The organism is Streptomyces sp. NA02950 (assembly GCF_013364155.1).
Taxonomy (GTDB): domain Bacteria; phylum Actinomycetota; class Actinomycetes; order Streptomycetales; family Streptomycetaceae; genus Streptomyces.
The window spans coordinates 422,026-441,936 of record NZ_CP054916.1; the positions used below are offsets into that span (position 1 = coordinate 422,026).

The window sequence follows — 19,911 nt, forward strand, 5'->3', positions numbered from 1 at the left end:
GCGAGGCGCCGTGACCACATGGGGCGAAGTCGAGTACACGGCCGTACAGGAACTGCGCGGCCCGCTCGCCGTCGTGCGAGGCGTGTCCGGGGTGGGGTGGGACGAGTTCGTACGGATCACCCTGAACTCGGGCGAGCGGCGCTACGGCCTGGTACTGGAGGTCGACCGCGAACTCGCCGTGGTGCAGGTGCTGGAGGACACCACCGGAATGGACCCGGCACACCTGCGCGTGTCCTTCGCCGGGAAACCGCTGCGCATCCCGGTCGGCCCGGGCTGGCTGGGCCGGGTGTGCAACGGCCGCGGCGAGCCCGTCGACGGCGGGCCGCCGGTGTTCGGCGAGACCAGCGCGGCGGTGAGCGGAACGCCGATCAACCCGGTCCGGCGGGAGCCCCCGTCCGATCCGATCCTCACCGGCGTCAGCGCCGTCGACGCCTTGACGACGCTGGTCCGCGGACAGAAACTGCCGGTGTTCTCCGCGGCCGGGCTGCCACATCTGGAACTCGCCGCCCAGATCGCCGCGCAGGCCACCGCCGGTGGCGAGGCGTTCAGCGTCGTCTTCGCCGGCATGGGCCTGACCCATCCGGACGCCGCTTCGGTACGGGACGTGTTGGAGGAGCGTTCGGCCGCGGGTGAACTGGTGCTGCTGCTCAACACCGCCGACGATCCCGTGATCGAACGCACCCTGACCCCGCGCGTCGCGCTCACCGTGGCCGAACACCTCGCCTTCTCCGGCGGCCGCCACGTGCTGGTGGTGATGACCGACATGACCGCTTACGCCGAAGCGCTGCGCGAGGTCTCCGCGGCCCGGGGCGAGGTCCCGGCACGTCGTGCCTATCCCGGGTACCTCTACAGCGACCTGGCCTCGCTCTACGAGCGTTGCGGCCGGATCCGCGGCCGGGCGGGCTCGGTCACGGTCCTGCCCGTCCTCACCATGCCCGCGGGCGACATCACCCATCCGGTCCCGGACCTGACCGGTTACATCACCGAGGGCCAGATCGTGCTCTCCCGCCAGGTGCACGCCCGGGGGGTGTATCCGCCGGTGGACGCCCTGTCGTCACTCTCCCGCCTGATGCGCAAGGGAGCCGGTCCAGGGCGCACCCGGCCCGACCACTTGGATCTCGCGGCCCAGACGCTGGCCGCGCTCGCCCGGGCCAGGCAGGTCCGGGAGCTGTCGGACCTGATGGGCGAGGCGGCCCTGAGCCCGACCGACCGCCGCTACCTCTCCTTCGACGAGGCGTTTCTGCGCGATTTCCTGCATCAGCGGCACGACGAGGCACGCCCCCTGGACCGGACGCTGGACGCCGCCTGGCAGGTTCTGCTCACCCTCCCCCGCGGTGAGCTCACCATGCTGCCCGCAGCATTGCTGGACGCACACGGCGCCCGGGCGGAACCGGACGGCGATGGCAAGCGGGACGGGGCGGAGCCATGACCACCGCATCCGGCCCCCCACCCTCCCGCGCCGGCCGGCTTCGTGTTCGGCACAGCCTGGAGGTCGCGTTGCGCGGCGCGGAGCTCCTGGAGCGGAAACTGCGCATCCTGCGGGCGCGGCACGAGGCGCTGCTGCGGGCCGAGGAGGCCGGTGCGCACGCATGGCGGCAGCGGGTAAGGGATGCCGAGACGTGGCTGCTGAGAGGGCTCTTCCTGGGTGGCGAGCACGCCCTGGAGGCGGCGGCGGAAGGTGCTGGCGCCGCGGACTTCACCTGGCGTGAGGAGTCAACGGTGGGGGTGCGCCACCCCGCGCTCCCCTCATGCCGCATCCCCGACCGCTCCCCCGACGTGGCCACGCCCGGCAACACCGCCCTGGTGCACGCCGAGACCGCCTACCGTCAGGTGCTGCTGGCCGGCGCCGAGTACGCCGTCGCGCGGCATGCCGCCCGGATCGTCGGAGCGGAGGTTGCCCGCACCCGCCGGCGGGTCCGTGCCCTGCGGCGCCATTGGATACCCCGGCTGGAAGAGACGCTCGCCCGGATCAACCTGGCCCTCGAAGAGGGCGAACACGAGGACCACGTACGCCGTCACTGGGCTGCCGGGAGACGGGGTTGATCTGACTCCGCCGCGGTCAGCGTGGTGCCCCACCAGGCCGTGACCGTGATGCGTCTGCTGCCTCCTTCCTCCTACGACCCCGGCAGCCTCCGGTTGCCAAGCGTCGCAGCTCGCAGGGGCCTCACGGCCGATCGGACCGGCCGTTCGCACCCGGGACAGCGCTCACCCGCTGTGACATGGTGGAGAAAGGCGGAAGGAAGCCGGAAAGGCGGGATGAGTGATGCGTGCCCATGTCGGTGACCAACTGATCATCGAAAGCCCGACCACCGGCGCGGCCAGGCGGGACGGTGAGATCGTCGGGCTCCACCATGACGACGGAACGCCTCCCTACGATGTGCGATGGTCGGATTCCGAGCGGATCACCCTTGTGTTCCCCGGCCCGGACGCTCACGTTCACCACATCGGGCATCCGTCGGAAAGACCTCCGCGCCCTACGGCCCCCGGACGTCCCTGAGCGTTCGAACCCTGTCCGATGGGCTCATGGCTCTGGTGCGGGACGCCACGGCCGCCCCGTCGACGCACACCCCCCGACGGCCGGTCCACGACGTGCTGGACATCGAGCCGTAGCCCCACCACGCACGGGGTCACGAAAGCTGCGTCAGCACGGACGCGTCGCCTCTGCCCGTCCGGCGGCCCGGAAGCTCCCCGGCGGCCCCGCGCCGGCCGCAACCGGCCCGGTGTCCAACCGGGTCAGGTGACCCCCGTGAGGTGATCGACCACGTCGTCGACGTCTTCGATCGCCCGGATCGATTCGAGCAGCCGGGGGACGAGCGCGACGTCCACGCGGCCCTCCACGGTCACGACACCACCCTCCACCGACACGTCGACGGTGCCCGGATCGAGGTGGTATTCCTCCCTCAGGACCCGGGATTCGATCTCCCCGCGAAGCTCGGCGTCGTCGCGGACGAGCGCCCGCAGCAGCCCTGCCCGCGTCACCACGCCGACGAGCCGATCCTGGGGGTCGGTAACAGGCAGCCGCTTGAGCCGGGAGCGCGCGGCGATCCAGGCGGCCTCTGCCACCGTGTCCGCCGGACGCACAGTGACCGCGGGATACGTCATGAGCGCGGCCGCCGTCTCGCCCTGGCTCTTGGCGTACAAGCGGCGCTGCCTGAGCTTTCCGAGCGGGCCGGGCCGACGCGTGGTGGCCGCCATCACGGCGGCTTTGGCCAGCAGATCGGACTCGGACACCACACCGATGACGTGCCTCCCCGCATCGACCACCGGAACGGCGCTCAGGTGCTCGTGCGACAGCGTGTGGGCGACATCGAAGAACGGCGTATCGTCCGGCACCGACACGGCGGGCGCCTGCATCACGTCACCTACCCGCGGCGGTCTCGAACGCCTCCGGCTCCTTCGCTCGTAGCGTTCGGGCCTGGTCCTCTCAGGCTCGGCCCGTGCTCGTTCGACCACACTCGACGAGGCAGCGGCCACGGCGCCGAGGTAACGCCTCAGCCTGTCCTCACGCCCTTCCGCTCCCGATGCCGGGGGACGCGCGGGCACCGCACCACGGGCCTGCTTCCCCGGATTCCCCGGAGTGTGACGTTCGAAGTCGCTCATGGCAACCTCCCCACGAACGCGGCCGGTCGCCCATGGGCCCAGTGTCGCATCCCTCGGACGTTCCCGCCGCGAGGCACCGCGCGCCGACGGACCTCGCCCAAGGAATCCCGGGGCAGGGCGGTTCAGCCATCGCCGTGGTCCCTTCGGCCCTGTGACGGGGCCCGTACATGTCCGATCCTGGAAGGGAGATCTTTGGGACGAGTCCAGGAGATTCAGACGCTGACCTCTCAGCGCTGCGACTCACCCGGCGCCCGTTCAGCTGTCCACCGCGAGGGGCCACCGGCTGGATCACTGGCGGTCACCACCCACGCGGTCGTAGTGGGAGTGGTCTCCCCGGCTCGACCGCTCTCCTCCATCTGCTGGGTCACCGGAGGTCCGCACGGTTGGACACCGAACCCAGTGGGTCCGAGCGCTCACTGAGCGATGCCGCACACAGCCACTATGTGAGGACCGGACGATGCACACCGTGGAATGGAAAATCCACCTCCACCTCTTCGAGGACGAAGGAACCACGAAGGCACGCGTGGTGCTCGACACCAACGACACATCGCTCACCGGCCACGGGGCCGCCCGATGCCATCCAGAGGACCCTGACGTGCCCGAGATCGGGGATGAGCTGGCGGCGGGGAGGGCGCTGCACGATCTGGGTGAGCAACTGCTGGTCGCCGCGGAGCACGATATCGAGGGAATCGGACGCCCCCCGGTGCCCGGGCCCGGACGGCATGGGAATGGCCCGCATGACCGGTCAGCCCACCACGCCCTCCCCCGTGCTCCCGGTCGTCGCGACGTGGCAGCCGGAGCCCTCCGCTCTTGCCTCGATCACGACCGGGATGCTTAGCCTGAAATCGAATGAGGCCTTGACCGGAGACCGAACGACTCGGGAGGTGTCCCCCATGGCCGACTCGCGAGTGCGGGACGTGATGACGCAGGACGTGGCGGCCGTACGCCTGCATACGCCCTACAAGGAGATCGTGCGCATCCTCGAGGAACGACGGTTCAGCGCACTGCCGGTCCTGGACGACGAGGGCGGCCTGGCCGGTGTCGTGTCGGAGGCTGATCTGTTGGACAAGGCGCCTGGTGCCCGTCCGACCGGGCTGCTGGGTCTCCGCCGCGGGTCACGGAAGAAAGCGCGCAAGGCACGGGGGCTCACGGCTCGGGCCCTCATGACCGCGCCCGCGGTCACCGTACCCGCTGAGGCGAACGTCGCCGAAGCCGCCCGGACCATGGCTCGCCGGGGGCTCAAACGCCTGCCCGTGGTGGACGACAGGGAACGCCTTGTCGGCATCGTCTCCCGGCGCGACCTGCTGCGACGCTATCTCCGGTCGGACGACGAGATCCGTGAGGAGATCCTGCGCGATGTCTTCATGCGTGTGCTGTGGGCGGACCCGGCACACTTCACCATCGACGTGTCCGACGGTGTTGTCGTCCTGTCCGGAGCGCTGGAACAGCGCAGTGCCGTCCCCGTCGCGGTGCGGCTCACCCGCGGCGTGGACGGTGTGGTCGACGTCGTCGACAAGCTCACCTACCGCATGGACGACACCCAGGGCAGGCCGACGTTCCGATCAGCCGGGTGACCGGCTCGTGTCCCGGTGAGGAGGGCACAGTAGAGCTGGGCGACTCGGGCCGACCCTGCGCCGACGCGGCGACGATCTCGCCCGGTACGAGGGCACAGCACCGCAAAGTCACTGGCTCGGCTGGAGGACACCGCCCAGGCCCTGTTCACGCTGGATGACCATCGGCCCACGCCGATCGTTGTCGATGAGATCCCGAACCGCTTCGGTATCGCCGGGCGGTGGGGGCGGCAATGGGCCGGGCGGCACGGTTGACGGCGTGCGCGTGCCGCGCGTTCCTGCTCCCCCGTCCCGTTCACCTCGGTCACCCTTGAGCCCCGCTTCCGAGAGCGGGTGCCCGGCACACACCAGGCGTAACGGCGCCGTGCCGCGGCCGCTTTCCAGGGCGAACCGCACTGCATCGGCATCCCGCTCGGCGCGTACTCCGACCACGATGCCGCCGTCGGCAGCCGCGTGCGGCATAAGGTGATCACGAAGCGTTCGCCGCCGCGGCAGCGCCAAGCGCCCACTACTGGTTGTCGTCGCCCTGGGGGTGGTGCCGTGCTCAGTCGCCTCGCAGGCGTCGTGGTGCCCGTCTTCGGCCATCTGAAAGTCACCACGGAGACGGGTGCCCCACCGTCCGCAGGCAGTATCATCATCGCCAACCACACCTCCCTCAGCGATCCTGCGATCGTCCTCGCAGCGCTGCGCCGCCTCGGTACCGAACCCATCGTCCTGGCAGCCGCGGGGCTGTGGCGCATCCCCCTGCTCGGCCGTGTCCTCACCCGGGAAGGGAACATCCCGGTTCACCGTCACGACCCGCGAGCCGCGCAAGCCCTGGAGGATGCCCAGGCCGCACTGGCCGCGGGCCGGTCCGTCCTGCTCTACCCGGAAGGCGGGCTCCCGCACCGCAAGGGCACTTGTGAAGCCCCGCCCCGGGCCCTGCATCCGGGCCTCTTCCACCTCGCGCGGTCGACCGGCGCCCAGGTCGTGCCCCTCGGTCAGGCCGGAGCACGCGCGCTGGCGTCAGGCAGCCCCGTCGAACAACTGGTCAGGCTGGTCACCGCTCCACTGTGCCGCCCGGAACTGCACGTGCACGTCGGTGCGCCGCTGTTCCTCGGCAGCGAACAGGGCCAGGCCCTTGCCCTGGCCCGCAGGGCACTGACCCGGGCCTGGTACGTCGCTGCCCGACAGCTCGGCGAGCCGGTCCCCGTCGCATCCTGAACCTTGGCCGACCCGCTTCAACCGTTGCGCATGTGGCCGACCGCCCATGGGCTGGGCGGTCGGCCACCCTTGACGGACGACCCTGCGAAGAGCGCCACCTGGGCCTGATGCGCGCCGGAACAGTGTCCTCCTGGGACCCGTTCCATCAGGGCGACGCTGGAACAAGGATTCTCCGCGGCCATGGCACCCGAGTCGGGCGTCGAGCGCAGATGGAGCGCGCCTTGCGAGTGGCTTCACCGTTGGGGGTCGATGAATCGGCGCCGACCGACGCCGATCGCGGCCAGGTGCCCGCTGCCGGTTCTGCGACTGACCGGCGTTCCACCAGAGGTTTCCGGCGGGCGGAGCCGGTGTCGCCGACTCGTCCATCGGTGACTGCTTGGCCGATGGCTTCCGCGGCCGGCTCGGAGCTGGTGGGAGTGGCGGTCCTGGAGTGGACCTCGCCGTCCTCCCCGCGGTGCTGCCATGCCTGCTTGAGGCCCAGGCCGAGCGGGAGCAGGCCCAGGTACCCGCCGAAGCCAGTGGCGACGGCCACGGCGAGGTTCGCGAGGAGTCCGCGTTACTGACCGGGCACGACACCCCGGGTGGAACCGGGGTGCCCGGCTCCCTGGGCGAAGAACAGCGCGGGCAGCAGGATGTCGTCGATGTTGGTGACGGCGAACAGCCCGGCCGCCAGGCCCGGTTATCCCTCACGGCTGCGCTCGTGCACGGCCCCGACTCCGGCGGCAGGGCAGGACGCGCCGCGCGTGGTGTCCTTCGCCGGTGTGGCGCCCCTGGCCCTGCTGGCCGACGGCCCCGCGGGGCCGGCGGATCTCGTCGCCGACACATTCGACGGCCTGGTCGTCGACGGCCTCCGGCGGCAGTCGCCGCGCGAGACCCTGCGCGTCTTCCTCGCCACCAACCGCAGCTGCGCCGCCACCGCCGACCTGCTCACCGTCCACCACCGCATCCAGCAGACCGTCGAGACGTACGGAGAGCTGCTGGAGGACACCAGCTTCGAGTTGCGGCCGGCCTTCGCCATCTGCCGCTGGCACCGGGCGACCGTGCTGCGCCGGGCGGCCCCGAGGAGGGCCCGGCGCACCCGGTGGTTCACCCACGGCCTCAGACGAAGGCGCTCTTGCCGGTGATCGCCTTGCCCACGATGAGCGTGTTCATCTCGCGGGTTCCCTCGAAGGAGTAGATCGCCTCGGCGTCGGCGAAGAACCGTGCGATGTCGTAGTCCAGCACGATGCCGTTGCCTCCGAAGATCTCCCGGCTCCATGCCACGACCTCACGCATCCGCGAGGTCACGAACGCCTTGGCCAGCGCGGAGTGCTCGTCGCGGAAGATCCCGGCGTCCTGCAGACGGGCCAGCTGCACCAGCATGCCCCAGGAGGCTGTGATGTTGCCGAGGCTCTTGACCAGCAGATCCTGGACCATCTGGAACCGGGCGATCGGCCGGCCGAACTGCCTGCGTTCCTTGGCGTAGTCCAGCGCCAGCTCATAGGCGCCGATCATCACACCCAGGGCCTGCCACGCCACGCCGCTGCGGGTGGCGCGGAGGATCTCAGCGACGTCCCGGAAGTAGTTGATCTCCTGCAGCCGGTTGGCCTCCGGCACCCTGACATCGGTCAGGGTGATCTCGGCGTTCTCCACGATCCGGAACGCGATCTTGTTTTCGATCTTGACCGGGGAGAAGCCCGGGGTGCCCTTCTCCACCACAAAGCCCTTGACCTGGTCGTCGGCCTCGTCACGGGCCCAGACCACGACCAGGTCGGCGAAGGTGGCATTGCCGATCCACCTCTTGGCGCCGTTGAGAACCCAGTTCTCGCCGTCCCAGCGTGCGGTGGTGCGCATACCGCCAGCCACGTCGGAGCCGCCGAGGGGTTCGGTCATCGCGAAGGCGCCGATCGTGTCCATCGCGGCCATCGCGGGCAGCCAGCGGTCCCGCTGCCGCTGGTCGCCGCCCCGGTAGATGCTGTACATGGCCAGCCCGCTGTGTACGCCGAAGAAGGTGGCGGAGGAGGCGTCGGTGCGGGTGCACTCCATGGAGACCATGCCGACCAGTAGGTTGCTCGCCGCGGGCAGCGGGTCGCCGTAGCCCTCGTAGGGCAGCCCCGCGAGCCCCAGGCCGCGGAAGATGTCCACCAGTTCGCGGGGGAACTCCCCCTTGGCCCAATACTCGTTGACCAGCGGCTTCACCTCGCTGCGCACCACGTCCCTGGCCTTGAGGAGCAGCTTGCGCTCCTCCTCGGGCAGCAGGTTCTCGTAGCCGTAGAAGTCGGCGGTGAGCGCGGCTTGGAAGTGCTTCTCCTCGACCGGCAGGGTGGTGGTCATCGCTGGTTCTCCTCAGTGGTGTTGCCGGTGGCGTGCAGTGCGGCCAGCACGGCGGTCTGCTTGTGGTCGCGCTCCTGGGTGAGTTCGGAGTAGGAGCGGTGGCCGTATGCCTTCTCCACGGCCGTGATGAGCCGTTCGGTCTCTTCCGGACCCTGGTCGGGCTGTCCGAGCGCATCCCACATGCGCTTCATCGACACGCCGATGTGCTCATCCATGTGCCGGTAGCCGCCGGGGCCTCCGCCCAGGTGTGCGCCGAGGAACGGGCCCACCGTGGACCAGCGCAGGCCGAGCGAGTTCGTCACCACAGTGTCCAGTTCGGCGGGGCCGACCACGCCCTGTTCGACCAGATAGATGGCCTCACGGCTCAGCGCGTTCTGCAGGCGGTTGCCGACAAAGCCGGGGATCTCCTTGCGTTCCACCACGGGGGTACGGCCCACGGAGCGGTAGAACTCCACCGCCCGCGCAACGGACTCCTCGCTGGTGTGCTCGCCGGGCACCACTTCCACGAGCGGCACCAGGTGCGGCGGGTTGAAGGGATGGCCGATGAGCACGCGGCTCGCGTCGTCGAGCTCACCGGAGAAGGCCGTGGCGGGGATGGCCGAGGACGAGCTCAGCAGCAGCGCGTGCGCCGGGGCCTCGCGGACCAGAGTGGCGAACAGCTCCTGCTTGAAGCCGATGTTCTCCGGTCCGTTCTCCTGGACGACATCGGCGTCCCGCACCGCCTCGGTGACATCGGAGGCCAGCTGGACCCGGTTGGCGATGTCGCGTATGTCCAGGCCCTGTTCGGCCAGTTGGGGGGCGCAGGCGGTCAGTGCCGCCTCAACCGCCTCGGCGAGGTCCGGACGCGGGTCGGTGACCCGCACCCGCATGCCATGGCCTGCGAACAGCGCGGTCCAGGACAGCCCGATGGTCCCGGCACCGATCACGGCGGCGGTGGTGAATGGCTTGCTCATCACATGTCTTCCTTCTGCTGTCGCAGGTAGTCGTGGACCGGGGTGGCCGGGGCCAGGGTCAGGTCGGTGACGATGTGGCTCGCCGAGACGACTTCGCGTACGGGCAGATCGGCCAACGGGGCGAGCACATGCTCGAACAGCTGCAGCCGCGCGGGGCCGGTCCAGGCGCCCTTCACCTCGATGTCACTGATCTCGGTGCGGACCAGCTGTGCCACCTGCGGGGTACCGTCGAACCCCGGGACCAGCTTGAGGAGATACGTCGGCACGGTGATCTGTCGCGCGGCGTCCTCGGGATCCATTTCGTAGTGCTTGTAGCCCATCGTCGCGGTCGCCACCTGCAGGGTGCCGTAATCCAGGACACCGACGAGAGCGCCGTGGTCCACATAGAGGCCGGGCAGTCCGACGGTCTTCGGATACGCGCCCGCTTCGCGGCCGGAGGCGGTGGCCGGGAAGTTGTCCAGGTACATCGCGTGGAGATACTCGCCCCACTCGCCGTTGTAGCGGACCCGGATCGCCTGCCCGCACTCGGTGTACGGCCCGTACCCGGTCACATCGCCCATCCGCATGACCTCGAAGCGCACCAGCGGTTCGCCGATCTCCAGCGGCTGAGGCACCACCGCCCGCAGTGCGTCGGTGTCGGTGCGGTACACGATGTTGAGGTATTCGCGGTTGGTGAAGCGTGGCACGACCGGTGCATAGGCCGGGTTGACCAGCGGGGTCGCGATGTGCCGGACGACGTCTGCTTCCTTCATGATCTGTTCTCTCCGGGCTCTACTCGCCCTGCCAGCGCGGGGCGCGGCGCTCGGCGAAGGCCGTCATGCCTTCGCGGACATCGGCGGTCGACTTCAGGGCGGCCATCTCCCATTCCTGGGCGCGGAAGGCGTCCGGCTCGGGAACGCCGTCGGCAGCGCGTGCGATCCGCTTGACGGCGGCGAGAGCGAGAGGGGCGTTCGCGGCGAGCCGTTCGGCGAGCCGCAGGGCCGTCTTGACGGCTTCGCCCGGGGCCACCACACGGTTGGCGACGCCGAGTTGGCCGGCTCGCTCGCCGGTGATCGGCGCACCGGTCAGCAGGAGTTCCATCGCGAGGTGGTACGGGATCCGCTTGGGCAGGCGGATCGCACCGCCGCCGGCCGCGACCAGGCCGCGGGTGACCTCAGGCAGGCCGAAGGTGGCGTCGGCGGCCGTCACAATGAGGTCGCAGCTGAGCGCCAGTTCGAAACCGCCGCCCAGTGCCCAGCCTTCCACCGCGGCGATCAGCGGCTTGGTGGTCGCGGCCTGGGTCAGCCCGCCGAATCCCCGTCCCGGGATCTCCGGCGACTCCCCGGCCAGCGCGGCCTTGAGGTCCATTCCGGCGCTGAAGGTGCCCTGCGCGCCGGTCAGTACGCCGGTGCGCAGATCCTTGTCACCTTCCAAGGTGTCGATGGCGCCGGCGAGTCCGCCGGCGACGGCCGCGTTGACCGCGTTGCGTGCCTTCGGCCGGTCGATGGTGATGAGCAGAGTGGAACCGATTCTCTCGGTCCGCACCTCAGGGGTGGTGTTCATGGCGTACGTCCTTGTGCCGTTTCTCTACGAGTGATGGCGTGCTCAGTGGCTCTCGGCGAGTTCCTGGAAGACCTCGTCGGTGTGCTCGCCCGGCAGCGGGGCGAGCCGCCGGACCGAGCCGGGGGTCACGGAGAAGCGCACGGGGATGCCGATCGAGCGGGTGGCGCCCTCGCTCGGGTGGTCCACCACCTCGAGCAGATGTCCCTCCCTCACGTACGGGTCCTCGCCCGCCCGGTCCAACTCCAGCACCGGCGCCATGGGGATGCTGTGCTCGGCGCAGACTCCCTCCCACTCCTCGGTGGTCAGGGCCGGCGCGCACTCCTCGATGAGCGCCACCAGCGAAGGGACGTCGACATCGCGGATGGCATCGCCGGTCACGCGTGGGTCCTCGACGAGATCGGGGCGTCCCGCCGCGGCGAAGAAGTCCCGGAAGTTCCGCGAGGTGTACGGCATGACGCAGGCGAGCCCGTCCTTGGTGGATACCGCGCGGTGCCCCTCGGTCAGCGAGAGAGGGAAGCCGGTCGGTCCGGCGGGGGGCTCGAAGGCGTGGCCGGACAGGTGCTCGACGAGGTTGAAGGCCAGGAGGGTGTCGGCCATCGGGATCTCGATGTACTGTCCGGTCCCCGCGTGTTCGCGGTGCACCAGTGCGGCGAGTGCCGAGTAGACGATGGTGAGGGCTGCGACCTTGTCGGCGAGGATCGTCGGGATATAGGCGGGGGTTCCCAGCGCCCGGTTCGTGATGTCCACCAGGCCGGAGGCCGCCTGGACGGTCTCGTCGTAGGCGGCGTTGCCCGCCCGGTCGGAGTCGCTGCGGAAACCCTGCCCGTGGGCGTAGACGATGCGCGGGTTGCGTGCGGCGACCCGCTCGTAGTCAAGGCCGAGGCGAGCCAGCGCGCCTGGACGCACATTGGTGATCAGAACATCGGCCGTCTCGATGAGCTCCAGCGCCCGCTCGCGATCGTCCTCCCGCTTGAGGTTCAGCGCCACGCTGCGCTTGTTGCGGTTCACACTGAGGGTGAGGGGCGTCATCCCCGGGGTGTGGCGGTACGGGCCCACCCGTACGCTGTCGGCCTGTGACTCGATCTTGATCACATCCGCGCCGAGGTCCCCCAGGATCTGTGCCGCGTACGGGCCCATCACCACTGTCGACAGATCGATCACGCGCACCCCGTCCAGGGGTCCGGCCGCGTTCCGCGCCGCGATGTCCATCATCACTCCTGTCTCGTGCCATCTTTTTCCTCAACCGAAGTTAGTGGCAGATACATGAATATGGAATGATCATGTGACGAACAACGGCATGACCACAGCGGTCATGCCGATTCCATAGGGCAAGCCAAACGGTTCTTGATCTTCTTAAACGGAAATCGGGTAACCGAAGACAGCCCGGGCGCGCCTGGCGAGATCCGCCAGGTCGGCCCCCTCCACCGCCCTGTCCTTACGGAACAACAGGCCGGTCACCAGAGAAGGTTGAAAGTCCTCGACGGGCAGGACGAGCACGTTGTCCAGGCGGTACCGGTTCATCGGACTCTCGGCGGAGAGCATCGTCATCGAGAATGCGAGGCCGCTGGAAATCAATTCGGCGGAGCCGGAATAGTCCGCGGTATTGATGCGTATTCTCTTCTTGATTCCGGCGTGATTGAGCCGGGCGTCGATTTCCTGGAAATAGGCGGGCAGCGCGTCATGGGGCGTAGCCGCGTAGGGCAGATCCTTCAGCTCGTCCAGAGTGATCGCCGACCGGCCGGCGAACCGGTCGGCGGGGACAGCGGCACCGAGCCGCTCCCTCATCACCTCGATGATCTCCAGCGCCGGGTCGGCGACCGGCAGCCGCGCCAGCGCGAGCGCGAGCCTGCCGTCGCGCACGCCGGTGACCAGATCCGCGGATGTGCCGGGCCAGCGTCGCAGCTCGAAGGTCTCGCTGCAGGCCTCTTCGAGCAGCCGGACCCGCTCACGCAGATCCGGGTGCACTCCGGCGGGCATCCCGATCAGCGCCGTGCCGCGCCGTAGCCGGACGGCCTCGCTCAGCCGCCAGGGAATCGAGTTGACGCTGTCGAGCACCTCGCGGGCCATCGGCAAGAGAGCCGTACCCGCGGACGTCAGCTCGACCCGGTGGGTCGTGCGCTCGAACAGTACCTGGCCCAGTTCACGCTCAAGATCCTTGATCCGCTGGCTCAGTGGGGAGGTCGCCATGTGCAGCCTGCGCGCCGCCCGCGAGAAGTTGAGCTCTTCCGCGACGGCCACAAAGTACCGCAGGTGCAGGATGTCCACACCCTCAATCTACCTCGCGGTACGGAGCACCCGGCGGAAGGAGAGCGGCCGGCAGCCTCCCACCGGGCCGTCGGCGATCCTGTGGTCATCCACCCGCCGATGACATACGGAACCGCGCCTGAGCCGGTTCTTCGTCGGTAGTGGAGGCGGCAGGCCACGGCCTGGTGGCGTCTGCGCCAGGCCGGCCAGTTCAGTGCGTGGGTGACACGCACCCGGTCGGCTCGGGGCCCCGCCCTTGACCTTGACGCCAGGTCAGAGCTTAGGCCTTGACGCCAGGTCAAGACTTAGCGCCCCGCCCGTGGAAGAGACGAACACCCTTCACGGCCGAGCAGTGCTCATCACCGGGGGAGGCACCGGGATCGGCCGTGCGACGGCCCAGCAGTTCGCTGCCGCGGGCGCCGAGGTGCTTATCATCGGCCGGACTGATCGTCGGCCGCACCGGCCGCCTTCTCGTCGACTCCGCAGGCACCACTGCCATCGGAGCGGATTCATCCAGGCAGACGGACATCGCCGACGCCCTGCGCAACAAGGCCACCACCGCCACCCACACGGACCCCCAAGCCGGTGATGTCCTGGCCGCGACCATGCCGGGCTCCTCCGGAACCACCATCCGCGGCGCACTGCGCAGGTGACGTACCCGGTGACGATGGCCACCGACCGGGAGCACCGCGTCTGGCTCACTCCCGCCCTCGCCGGAGCGGGCGTCCTGGCCGCCGTGGCCGTTGTGGCGTTCACCTTGGCCCGCTGGATCACCCCGTCCCCTGCGCACCCTGGAGCGGGCTACCACCCGGCCCGCCGACGGACACCTGGACAACCCGCCCGACTCCGCCACCGGACCGCCCGAACTGCGCGGACCGGCCACCTCGTTCACCCACACCGCCACACGCCGGCAGCACCCGCTCCGAGCCCAGCACGGTCTCGCCTCCGAGGTATCCCATCAACTCAGAACCCCGCTGGCCTCGTTGCGGCTCCGGCTGGAGAACTTCGAGCCCTACCTCGATCCACGTGCCCACACCAGCCCCGACGAGACCATTGAGGAAGTCGAATGGCTCAGCCGCATGGTCCACGGACTCCTCGCCTCGCCCGACTGGAAGACACCGCCACCACCCCCGAGCCGTCGACCTGGACACCGTCACAGCCGACCGCGCCGCCATGTGGGAGTCACTCGCCTACGAGCAGCACGTCACCGTCGCTGTCACCGGAGCGGCGACCGGCCGCGTATGGGCGATTCCCGGCGCGCTGGAGCAGATCATCGGCAACCTGATCGCCAACGCGCTGGGCGTCTCCCCACCCCGGCAGGACCATCACCTTCACCCGGGCACCAGGTGCCGAACTCCACGTCACCGACCGGGGCCCCGGCATGCCGCAGGCCGACCGGGAACGCGCCTTCGACCGCCGCTTCTGGCGCGCCTCCGATGCCCACCACAACGGCACCGGCCTCGGCCTGCCGATCGTCCGCCACCTGGTCCACGCCTGCGGCGGAGATCACCCTCACGCCGCACCGGGCAGCGGCCTGGACGCCCATGTCCGGCCGAGTCCCGCTGGGCGGGAACGCGGCTCCGGCGGCGTCACCGGATGTGCTGCTCACCGCCTCGGCCACCCCGCACCGATACCCGGAAGCGGTCCCCGGACGCCGGTCTGATCGCTGTCGCCGCTACCGGCGGACGGTCAGGCTCAGGGACAGCGTTGCCGCCCTCGGTGTGTCCGTGGACGCGACCACCGTGGAACCCTGGGCCGAGCCAGTACGGCCCACGGGCCGCCACGGCTATGCCGAGATGCCCTGGCAGCGGGATTGACCGACGGTGGAAGAAGAAGGAAAGGAGCCCGGCGGTAGCCCACGCTGACGACCGCAATCCGGGGAGAGGTAATGACTGGTCCGATTTTGGTCGGGGTCGACGGTTCCGGGCGAAGTCTGCGCGCTCTTGTGTGGGCCGCCCAGGAGGCGGCGCTGCGCCGGTGCCCGCTGCGCATCATTCACGTCGTGCCCCCCGCACGTGAATACGCGACAACCGCGGAGGGTCGCGCTTGGGAAGAAAGCCAACGTGACCAGGGGATCGTGGCCGAGGCCACCGCGATCGCCCTGGACGCCCACCCGGACCTGGACGTGACATCCGCCGTGCCTTCCGGTGCCCCGGCACCTGTGCTCCTGGCCGAGGCCGAGCATGCCCACACGGTGGTGCTCGGCGCCAAGGGCCGGGACGGCTTCGGGAGCCTACTGCTTGGTTCGGTGGCCTTGCAGGTCGTTGGCCACGCAGCCTGCCCCGTGGTCATCGTCAACCACATCACCACCGGCCATCGTCGCATTGTCGTCGGCGTCGACGGGTCGGAGCACTCCGACGCCGCTCTGGCCTACGCCTTCCAACAGGCGTCCCTGCGCTCCGCCCAACTGCGGGCCCTGCACGCCTGGAGTCCCCCGGTACCTCATGCGGTGGTCAGCGCTGCCCAGGACGCCATGGCCAAGGAGCACCAGGAGGCCCTGGAGGAGTGGCTGGCCCCGCTGCGCGAGGAGTATCCCGACGTGGAGGTGGTGGAGCAACTCTCTGATGAATCACCGGTTTTCGCGCTCGCCCGTGCCTCCGACCGGGCCGATCTCCTGGTCGTCGGATCCCGTGGACGCGGTGGCTTCCGCGGCCTGGCTCTCGGTTCCGTCAGCCAGCACCTCCTGCAGTTCTCCCTGTGCCCTTTGGCAGTCGTTCGCCCACGCCGCCAGACCGCCCTGTCTGACAGCCGCATAGCCGGCCTCCCCTGAGGCGGCAAACGCGGACATCCCCCTGACAGCGGGCCCCTGGGGACGCCGGATGCCGCGCCGGTACCGACAAGCAAGCTTGACCTAATCGCCGGTCCACGGTGGCCCCGCCGAGGCGGAAGCCGGGGCAGCACTGTGTCGGCGTGCCGCACCGGGCGGGCGATCTCCTCGTCGACCACATGCTGGGTCTGCTCCGAGCAGGGCTCGGTGCTCTCGCCGCCGAGGCAGCCGGGGCGCCGGAGCCCTATCCGACGGGCCGAGGGCCGGGGACAGTCCGAACTCGCGGACCATGCGGGCGGCGATCTGGGTGGCGCCGACCAGGTCGTCGACGGCTCCGGTCGAGCCCGCCCTCGCCGACGACAGCCAGCGACGTCCTCGAACCGGGTGGTCGGTCGCTCAGTCTCGATGATCTTGGCTCGGGCCCGCCCGATGACGCTGAGGCCGTCGGTCCAGTTCCGGGCCACCTGTCGGCCGCTCCACAGGAACAGGGCCCCTTCGCGGTCGTCCGCCCACGCCCCGAACCCACCTCTCCCTGACAGCACGCTGTCAAACGCCCATGGCGTTGCCCCATTCGGCGGCAGTCCGCTGTCCGTCGGCGCTGCTGACGACCACGCTCGACCCGGTGGGCCATGCTCACGTCAGTCGCCCGCCGCTCACCGTCGGCGAGCCGGACATACATACCCGTACGAGGAGACCGCCGTCATGGAAATGCCCGTCGTGACCGAGTGCACAGTCGAAGACTGCGCCTACAACCGGGACCGCGCCTGCCACGCTATGGCCATCACCGTGGGGGACGTTCAGCACGCACACTGCGACACCTTCTTCACCGCCCGGGCCAAGGGCGGCGACCCGTCCGTCATCGGCCGGGTCGGCGCCTGCAAGATGTCCGACTGCCGGCACAACGTCGCCTTCGAATGCCATGCCCCCGGTATCACCGTGGGCTACCAGCAGACCGGGGCCGACTGCCTGACCTACGCACCCGCCTGAGCCTCCACGGTCACCACCACCGCACAGGATCGCTGGTGAGCCTGGTGGAAAGGCAATGGCCCAGGGCATGGACGATCACGGCTGCGCGGGCCTCGGCGCTGAACCCCCACCTCTGGCTTCGCGCCGGCGTCGATCGCCCGCAGGGTGGGCCGCCCGATGTGCGCGTAGACCAGCCGCCGCACCTCATGCCGTGCGGCCTGTTCGCCGACCGTGCGGACGCTCGCGTGGCCACCCACGCCACCGTGGCACCGAATCGGCCGGTTCCACGCGGCGGCCTCGGCGAACATCAGGTGGGCCCCCGCAGCCCAGTCGGGGAACTCCCAGAACTCGGGCGCCCACACCACCGCGAGCCCCTGTGCCTCGATGCGGTAGCCATGGGCGGGATGCGAGGTGTGCGCCACCGGACGGCACCGCACCGTCACGGCACCAAGTTCCAGGTCCCCTGCTCGCACCTGGACACCGTGCGTAGCCGCAAGCCTCCGCAGCCGGGACCGCAGCTCCCACTGCTCGTCGGTGACCAGCCAGGCGTCGAGCCGACCCGGCGGCGGCTCGGACCCCGGCCCGGCGTCGAAGGCCGCACGGTACCCGGCGTACCGCAGCAGCAGACCGGCGGGAGCGAACCGGGGCGAGTTCATCGGTCCCACACCCAGCAGCGTCAGCCGCAGCCAGCGGTTCACGGGCCGCTCCCGGTGGCGGTCAACAGCCGTCCTTCGCGGATCGCCTGCATGGCGCCCGCCGTCGTGACGTCGAATGCATGAGCGGGCCCCGGTCCTCGGCGAGAACGAAGGCGCTGTCAGGGCCGACGGTTGCCGTCTGCCTCAGCGCCGCCGCCCGAGCGGACCCGGCGCACGCTGAGGAGAAGCTCGAAACACCGTGGCGACTCGGGAGGACCGCCCGGGGAGAAGACCGAATGTCGCACGGCAGCTGGGCGGGAGAGCTGTTGCCCAGCACCGGCTGCCGCGCGGGAGCGCCGTGACGTGCCGGGCCGGGACCGTCAGGATCCGGTGATTTCGATGTGCCGGGGCTTGGCGGTCTGTGTCTTGGGCACCGTGACGGTCAGTACGCCGTCGCTGAGCCTCGCGTTGACCTCGTCAGCCTTGACCTCGGCGGGAAGAAGGGCACGGTACTCGAAGCGCCCGGTGCGGCGGGTGCTGCGCCGGGCGACTCAAGCGCCCGCCCATGCACGCCACCAGCGACGGCGCGCATGGGCGGGCGAGCAAGCGGCCCGTCCCTCTATCCGTAAGGAGACAGCGCCCATCCCCGACGAAGGGTGAGCACCGCAGGGAGGAAACGCAACGGTTACTCTCGACGGTGCCCAGGCGGAGGGCGGTGGCGTACTTGACCATCCGGTCGTATTGCTGGGCGATCAGCTCTCACCGGATCGAACGGGTGAGGCCGCCGAGTGCCGGCCGGCCGCGGGCAAGGCGTCGCCGGGCCGGTGGAGGCGCATGCTGCCGATGTTCTTCATCCGGGGTAGCAGGCCGAAGTTGAGCAAGCGGGCGTGGTACTCGGTCATGAAGTTGCTGCACCAGGACCCGAACTTCTTCGAGTCCGACGAACACGCCGTGCCTCGACCCCGCCATGCGGTGTCGCGGACCGCGGAGGTGGCGTTGAGCAGCTTCGTCACGGCAGCCCGCAGGTTGTCGACGGTGATGAAGTGCCGGCGCGCCCTCACAACCCGTCGTACTCACGCTCGCCTCTTGCGAAGGACCATTCATGGACCCGCGGCGTGATTCGACCGCGCCGACCCTCGGGCAGCGCGCTCAGGGCACCCCTCCCCGTGATCACAGGGATCCCTCCCCTAGCATCCCGCTGCGCCCGGCGTCGTCGGGGGCAGGGGGTGACGCCTGCCGAGCGGGCCGCGAGCCGGAGTCGTCATAGCGGTAGGTCAGCTTGTCCCTGACCGAGATCACGCCGTCCACCTGCTGCGCCAGCCGGACCGCGACCTGGATGTCGCTGAACCGTTCCAGCTGCCCTTCGAGGGTGACCACACCGTCGATCACATGTACCTGAACCGCGCCCGGGGACAGCCACAGCGTTTGGTCCAGGATCTCGTCCACGATCTCCCGGCGGATGTCGGAGTCCGCCCGTAGGAAAACCTGAAGCAGGTCGCGGCGGGTCACGATGCCCACCAGTCGGCCCTCCCCGTCCACCACGGGCAGCCGCTCGACACGATGCTCCGCCATGATGCGGGCCGCCACGGCGAAGGTGTCGTTGGCGTGGACGGTGATCGCGGGTTCCGACATCAACTCTTGTGCGCTCATCGCCTGCGCCATGGTGCCGGCGCTCCTTTCGGCGTCGTCACCCGCAGGCGGTGACCGCCACGCAAGCGATCTTCTGCGGGCGGGTTCCGACTCAGGTGGAACGCCCGCTTGCCGGAGTATGAGGTCGCTCTCGGAGATCACGCCGAGCACCTTGTCGTCGGTATCGACCACTGGCAGACCGCTGATCCGGTGCACCGCGAGCAGCTTGGCGACCTCCTTGAACGGGGTCTGCGGAATCACCGAGACGACGTCGGCCACCATCAGGTTGCCAATCTTGCTGTGCTTCATCGCTGGCTTCCTCTCGCAGGGGTGGCCCGCTCGCCACTGTCCTGCTCTCAGCCTCAGCCTCCGGTGCTACCACGCTCGACCCCAAGGTCTGAAAGGGCACGAAGGTAGGCCAACCGGCCCTATGACTCCCCCATCGCCCCGAACCGGGGCTGTGCCACCCGGCGGAAGGCCGGTCTGAG

21 protein-coding genes and 2 pseudogenes are annotated in these 19,911 nt (G+C 69.9%); 11 read left to right on the forward strand and 12 right to left on the reverse strand.

All coding sequences use genetic code 11. The annotated features are described in order from the left end of the window. The first annotated feature begins 10 nt into the window (after window positions 1–10). From HUT19_RS01530 to HUT19_RS01540, 3 genes are all read left to right on the forward strand, one after another. A complete protein-coding gene (locus HUT19_RS01530; protein WP_176178700.1) occupies window positions 11–1,429 on the forward strand; it encodes a V-type ATP synthase subunit B in 1,419 nt (472 codons plus the stop codon). After that, window positions 1,426–2,043, forward strand: a complete 618-nt coding sequence (locus tag HUT19_RS01535; protein ID WP_176178701.1) for a V-type ATP synthase subunit D — start codon at window positions 1,426–1,428, stop codon at window positions 2,041–2,043. Before HUT19_RS01530 ends, HUT19_RS01535 begins: the two co-directional genes overlap by 4 nt. 220 nt (window positions 2,044–2,263) lie before the next feature. Then, window positions 2,264–2,497 (forward strand): DUF1918 domain-containing protein, encoded by a 234-nt coding sequence (locus tag HUT19_RS01540; RefSeq protein WP_176178702.1) that lies wholly within the window; start codon window positions 2,264–2,266, stop codon window positions 2,495–2,497. Window positions 2,498–2,733: 236 nt separating this feature from the next. On the opposite strand, the gene HUT19_RS01545 is transcribed toward HUT19_RS01540, so the two are convergent. After that, entirely contained in the window at window positions 2,734–3,354 is a 621-nt protein-coding gene (locus HUT19_RS01545; protein ID WP_254885368.1) for a CBS domain-containing protein, read from the reverse strand. Window positions 3,355–4,057: 703 nt separating this feature from the next. Between HUT19_RS01545 and HUT19_RS42605 the strand changes: the two are divergent. After that, a pseudogene (locus HUT19_RS42605) lies at window positions 4,058–4,294 on the forward strand (DUF1876 domain-containing protein); the annotation flags it as partial. Between the two features lie 199 nt (window positions 4,295–4,493). Continuing rightward, window positions 4,494–5,174, forward strand: a complete 681-nt coding sequence (locus tag HUT19_RS01555) for a CBS domain-containing protein (protein WP_176178705.1) — start codon at window positions 4,494–4,496, stop codon at window positions 5,172–5,174. A gap of 108 nt (window positions 5,175–5,282) precedes the next feature. Here the strand turns inward: HUT19_RS01555 and HUT19_RS01560 are convergent, their stop codons facing one another. After that, on the reverse strand, window positions 5,283–5,633 hold the full coding sequence (locus tag HUT19_RS01560) for a hypothetical protein (protein ID WP_176178706.1): 351 nt from the start codon (window positions 5,631–5,633) through the stop codon (window positions 5,283–5,285). Between the two features lie 78 nt (window positions 5,634–5,711). Here HUT19_RS01560 and HUT19_RS01565 point away from each other — a divergent pair, with 78 nt between their 5' ends. Then, window positions 5,712–6,374, forward strand: coding sequence for a lysophospholipid acyltransferase family protein (locus tag HUT19_RS01565; RefSeq protein WP_176178707.1), 663 nt, complete (start codon window positions 5,712–5,714; stop codon window positions 6,372–6,374). 641 nt (window positions 6,375–7,015) lie between these two features. Continuing rightward, on the forward strand, window positions 7,016–7,498 hold the full coding sequence (locus tag HUT19_RS01570) for a hypothetical protein (RefSeq protein ID WP_176178708.1): 483 nt from the start codon (window positions 7,016–7,018) through the stop codon (window positions 7,496–7,498). Here the strand turns inward: HUT19_RS01570 and HUT19_RS01575 are convergent. The 6 genes from HUT19_RS01575 to HUT19_RS01600 all read right to left on the reverse strand — a co-directional run bounded on the left by HUT19_RS01575 (window position 7,473) and on the right by HUT19_RS01600 (window position 13,447). Then, a complete protein-coding gene (locus HUT19_RS01575) occupies window positions 7,473–8,687 on the reverse strand; it encodes an acyl-CoA dehydrogenase family protein (protein ID WP_176178709.1) in 1,215 nt (404 codons plus the stop codon). The two genes, HUT19_RS01570 and HUT19_RS01575, sit on opposite strands and share 26 nt — an antisense overlap. Further along, window positions 8,684–9,640 (reverse strand): 3-hydroxyacyl-CoA dehydrogenase NAD-binding domain-containing protein, encoded by a 957-nt coding sequence (locus tag HUT19_RS01580; protein WP_176178710.1) that lies wholly within the window; start codon window positions 9,638–9,640, stop codon window positions 8,684–8,686. Before HUT19_RS01580 ends, HUT19_RS01575 begins: the two co-directional genes overlap by 4 nt. Further along, window positions 9,640–10,392: an acetoacetate decarboxylase gene (locus tag HUT19_RS01585; protein WP_176178711.1), complete on the reverse strand. Its 753-nt coding sequence runs from the start codon at window positions 10,390–10,392 to the stop codon at window positions 9,640–9,642. The genes HUT19_RS01580 and HUT19_RS01585 overlap by 1 nt, the downstream gene beginning before the upstream one ends. A 19-nt stretch (window positions 10,393–10,411) precedes the next feature. Beyond that, window positions 10,412–11,182: a crotonase/enoyl-CoA hydratase family protein gene (locus HUT19_RS01590; RefSeq protein ID WP_176178712.1), complete on the reverse strand. Its 771-nt coding sequence runs from the start codon at window positions 11,180–11,182 to the stop codon at window positions 10,412–10,414. Window positions 11,183–11,224: 42 nt separating this feature from the next. Then, the gene (locus HUT19_RS01595) at window positions 11,225–12,391 is read right to left on the reverse strand and encodes a CaiB/BaiF CoA-transferase family protein (protein WP_176186352.1); all 1,167 of its coding nucleotides are present in this window, start codon (window positions 12,389–12,391) and stop codon (window positions 11,225–11,227) included. Between the two features lie 144 nt (window positions 12,392–12,535). Next, a complete protein-coding gene (locus HUT19_RS01600) occupies window positions 12,536–13,447 on the reverse strand; it encodes a LysR family transcriptional regulator (protein ID WP_176178713.1) in 912 nt (303 codons plus the stop codon). Between the two features lie 331 nt (window positions 13,448–13,778). Here HUT19_RS01600 and HUT19_RS43880 point away from each other — a divergent pair, with 331 nt between their 5' ends. From HUT19_RS43880 to HUT19_RS01620, 4 genes are all read left to right on the forward strand, one after another. Further along, the gene (locus HUT19_RS43880) at window positions 13,779–14,015 is read left to right on the forward strand and encodes an SDR family NAD(P)-dependent oxidoreductase (protein ID WP_303332565.1); all 237 of its coding nucleotides are present in this window, start codon (window positions 13,779–13,781) and stop codon (window positions 14,013–14,015) included. 792 nt (window positions 14,016–14,807) lie between these two features. Beyond that, window positions 14,808–15,089: a HAMP domain-containing histidine kinase gene (locus HUT19_RS01610; protein ID WP_176178450.1), complete on the forward strand. Its 282-nt coding sequence runs from the start codon at window positions 14,808–14,810 to the stop codon at window positions 15,087–15,089. A 225-nt stretch (window positions 15,090–15,314) separates the two neighbouring features. Further along, a complete protein-coding gene (locus HUT19_RS01615) occupies window positions 15,315–16,196 on the forward strand; it encodes a universal stress protein (RefSeq protein ID WP_176178714.1) in 882 nt (293 codons plus the stop codon). Window positions 16,197–16,895: 699 nt separating this feature from the next. After that, window positions 16,896–17,180: a DUF1540 domain-containing protein gene (locus tag HUT19_RS01620; RefSeq protein ID WP_176178715.1), complete on the forward strand. Its 285-nt coding sequence runs from the start codon at window positions 16,896–16,898 to the stop codon at window positions 17,178–17,180. Here HUT19_RS01620 and HUT19_RS01625 read toward each other — a convergent pair. From HUT19_RS01625 to HUT19_RS01640, 4 genes and pseudogenes are all read right to left on the reverse strand, one after another. Beyond that, window positions 17,165–17,857 carry an MBL fold metallo-hydrolase gene (locus tag HUT19_RS01625; protein WP_176178716.1) on the reverse strand — a complete coding sequence of 231 codons (693 nt, stop codon included), beginning with the start codon at window positions 17,855–17,857 and terminating at the stop codon, window positions 17,165–17,167. The two genes, HUT19_RS01620 and HUT19_RS01625, sit on opposite strands and share 16 nt — an antisense overlap. A 317-nt stretch (window positions 17,858–18,174) precedes the next feature. Further along, window positions 18,175–18,324, reverse strand: a pseudogene (locus HUT19_RS01630) (Hsp20/alpha crystallin family protein); the annotation flags it as partial. A gap of 222 nt (window positions 18,325–18,546) precedes the next feature. Continuing rightward, window positions 18,547–18,807, reverse strand: coding sequence for a transposase (locus HUT19_RS01635; RefSeq protein WP_254885369.1), 261 nt, complete (start codon window positions 18,805–18,807; stop codon window positions 18,547–18,549). A 157-nt stretch (window positions 18,808–18,964) separates the two neighbouring features. After that, entirely contained in the window at window positions 18,965–19,732 is a 768-nt protein-coding gene (locus tag HUT19_RS01640) for a CBS domain-containing protein (RefSeq protein WP_176178717.1), read from the reverse strand. Window positions 19,733–19,911: the final 179 nt, after the last annotated feature.

Bases quoted from the DNA above. Each gene is read 5' to 3' on its own strand.
- HUT19_RS01535 (WP_176178701.1), top strand. From the start codon at position 1,426: ATGACCACCGCATCCGGCCCCCCACCCTCCCGCGCCGGCCGGCTTCGT.
- HUT19_RS01540 (WP_176178702.1), top strand. From the start codon at position 2,264: ATGCGTGCCCATGTCGGTGACCAACTGATCATCGAAAGCCCGACCACC.
- HUT19_RS01545 (WP_254885368.1), bottom strand. From the start codon at position 3,354: ATGCAGGCGCCCGCCGTGTCGGTGCCGGACGATACGCCGTTCTTCGAT.
- HUT19_RS01555 (WP_176178705.1), top strand. From the start codon at position 4,494: ATGGCCGACTCGCGAGTGCGGGACGTGATGACGCAGGACGTGGCGGCC.
- HUT19_RS01560 (WP_176178706.1), bottom strand. From the start codon at position 5,633: ATGCCGCACGCGGCTGCCGACGGCGGCATCGTGGTCGGAGTACGCGCC.
- HUT19_RS01570 (WP_176178708.1), top strand. From the start codon at position 7,016: ATGTTGGTGACGGCGAACAGCCCGGCCGCCAGGCCCGGTTATCCCTCA.
- HUT19_RS01575 (WP_176178709.1), bottom strand. From the start codon at position 8,687: ATGACCACCACCCTGCCGGTCGAGGAGAAGCACTTCCAAGCCGCGCTC.
- HUT19_RS01580 (WP_176178710.1), bottom strand. From the start codon at position 9,640: ATGAGCAAGCCATTCACCACCGCCGCCGTGATCGGTGCCGGGACCATC.
- HUT19_RS01585 (WP_176178711.1), bottom strand. From the start codon at position 10,392: ATGAAGGAAGCAGACGTCGTCCGGCACATCGCGACCCCGCTGGTCAAC.
- HUT19_RS01590 (WP_176178712.1), bottom strand. From the start codon at position 11,182: ATGAACACCACCCCTGAGGTGCGGACCGAGAGAATCGGTTCCACTCTG.
- HUT19_RS01595 (WP_176186352.1), bottom strand. From the start codon at position 12,391: ATGGACATCGCGGCGCGGAACGCGGCCGGACCCCTGGACGGGGTGCGC.
- HUT19_RS01610 (WP_176178450.1), top strand. From the start codon at position 14,808: ATGCCGCAGGCCGACCGGGAACGCGCCTTCGACCGCCGCTTCTGGCGC.
- HUT19_RS01615 (WP_176178714.1), top strand. From the start codon at position 15,315: ATGACTGGTCCGATTTTGGTCGGGGTCGACGGTTCCGGGCGAAGTCTG.
- HUT19_RS01620 (WP_176178715.1), top strand. From the start codon at position 16,896: ATGGAAATGCCCGTCGTGACCGAGTGCACAGTCGAAGACTGCGCCTAC.
- HUT19_RS01640 (WP_176178717.1), bottom strand. From the start codon at position 19,732: ATGAAGCACAGCAAGATTGGCAACCTGATGGTGGCCGACGTCGTCTCG.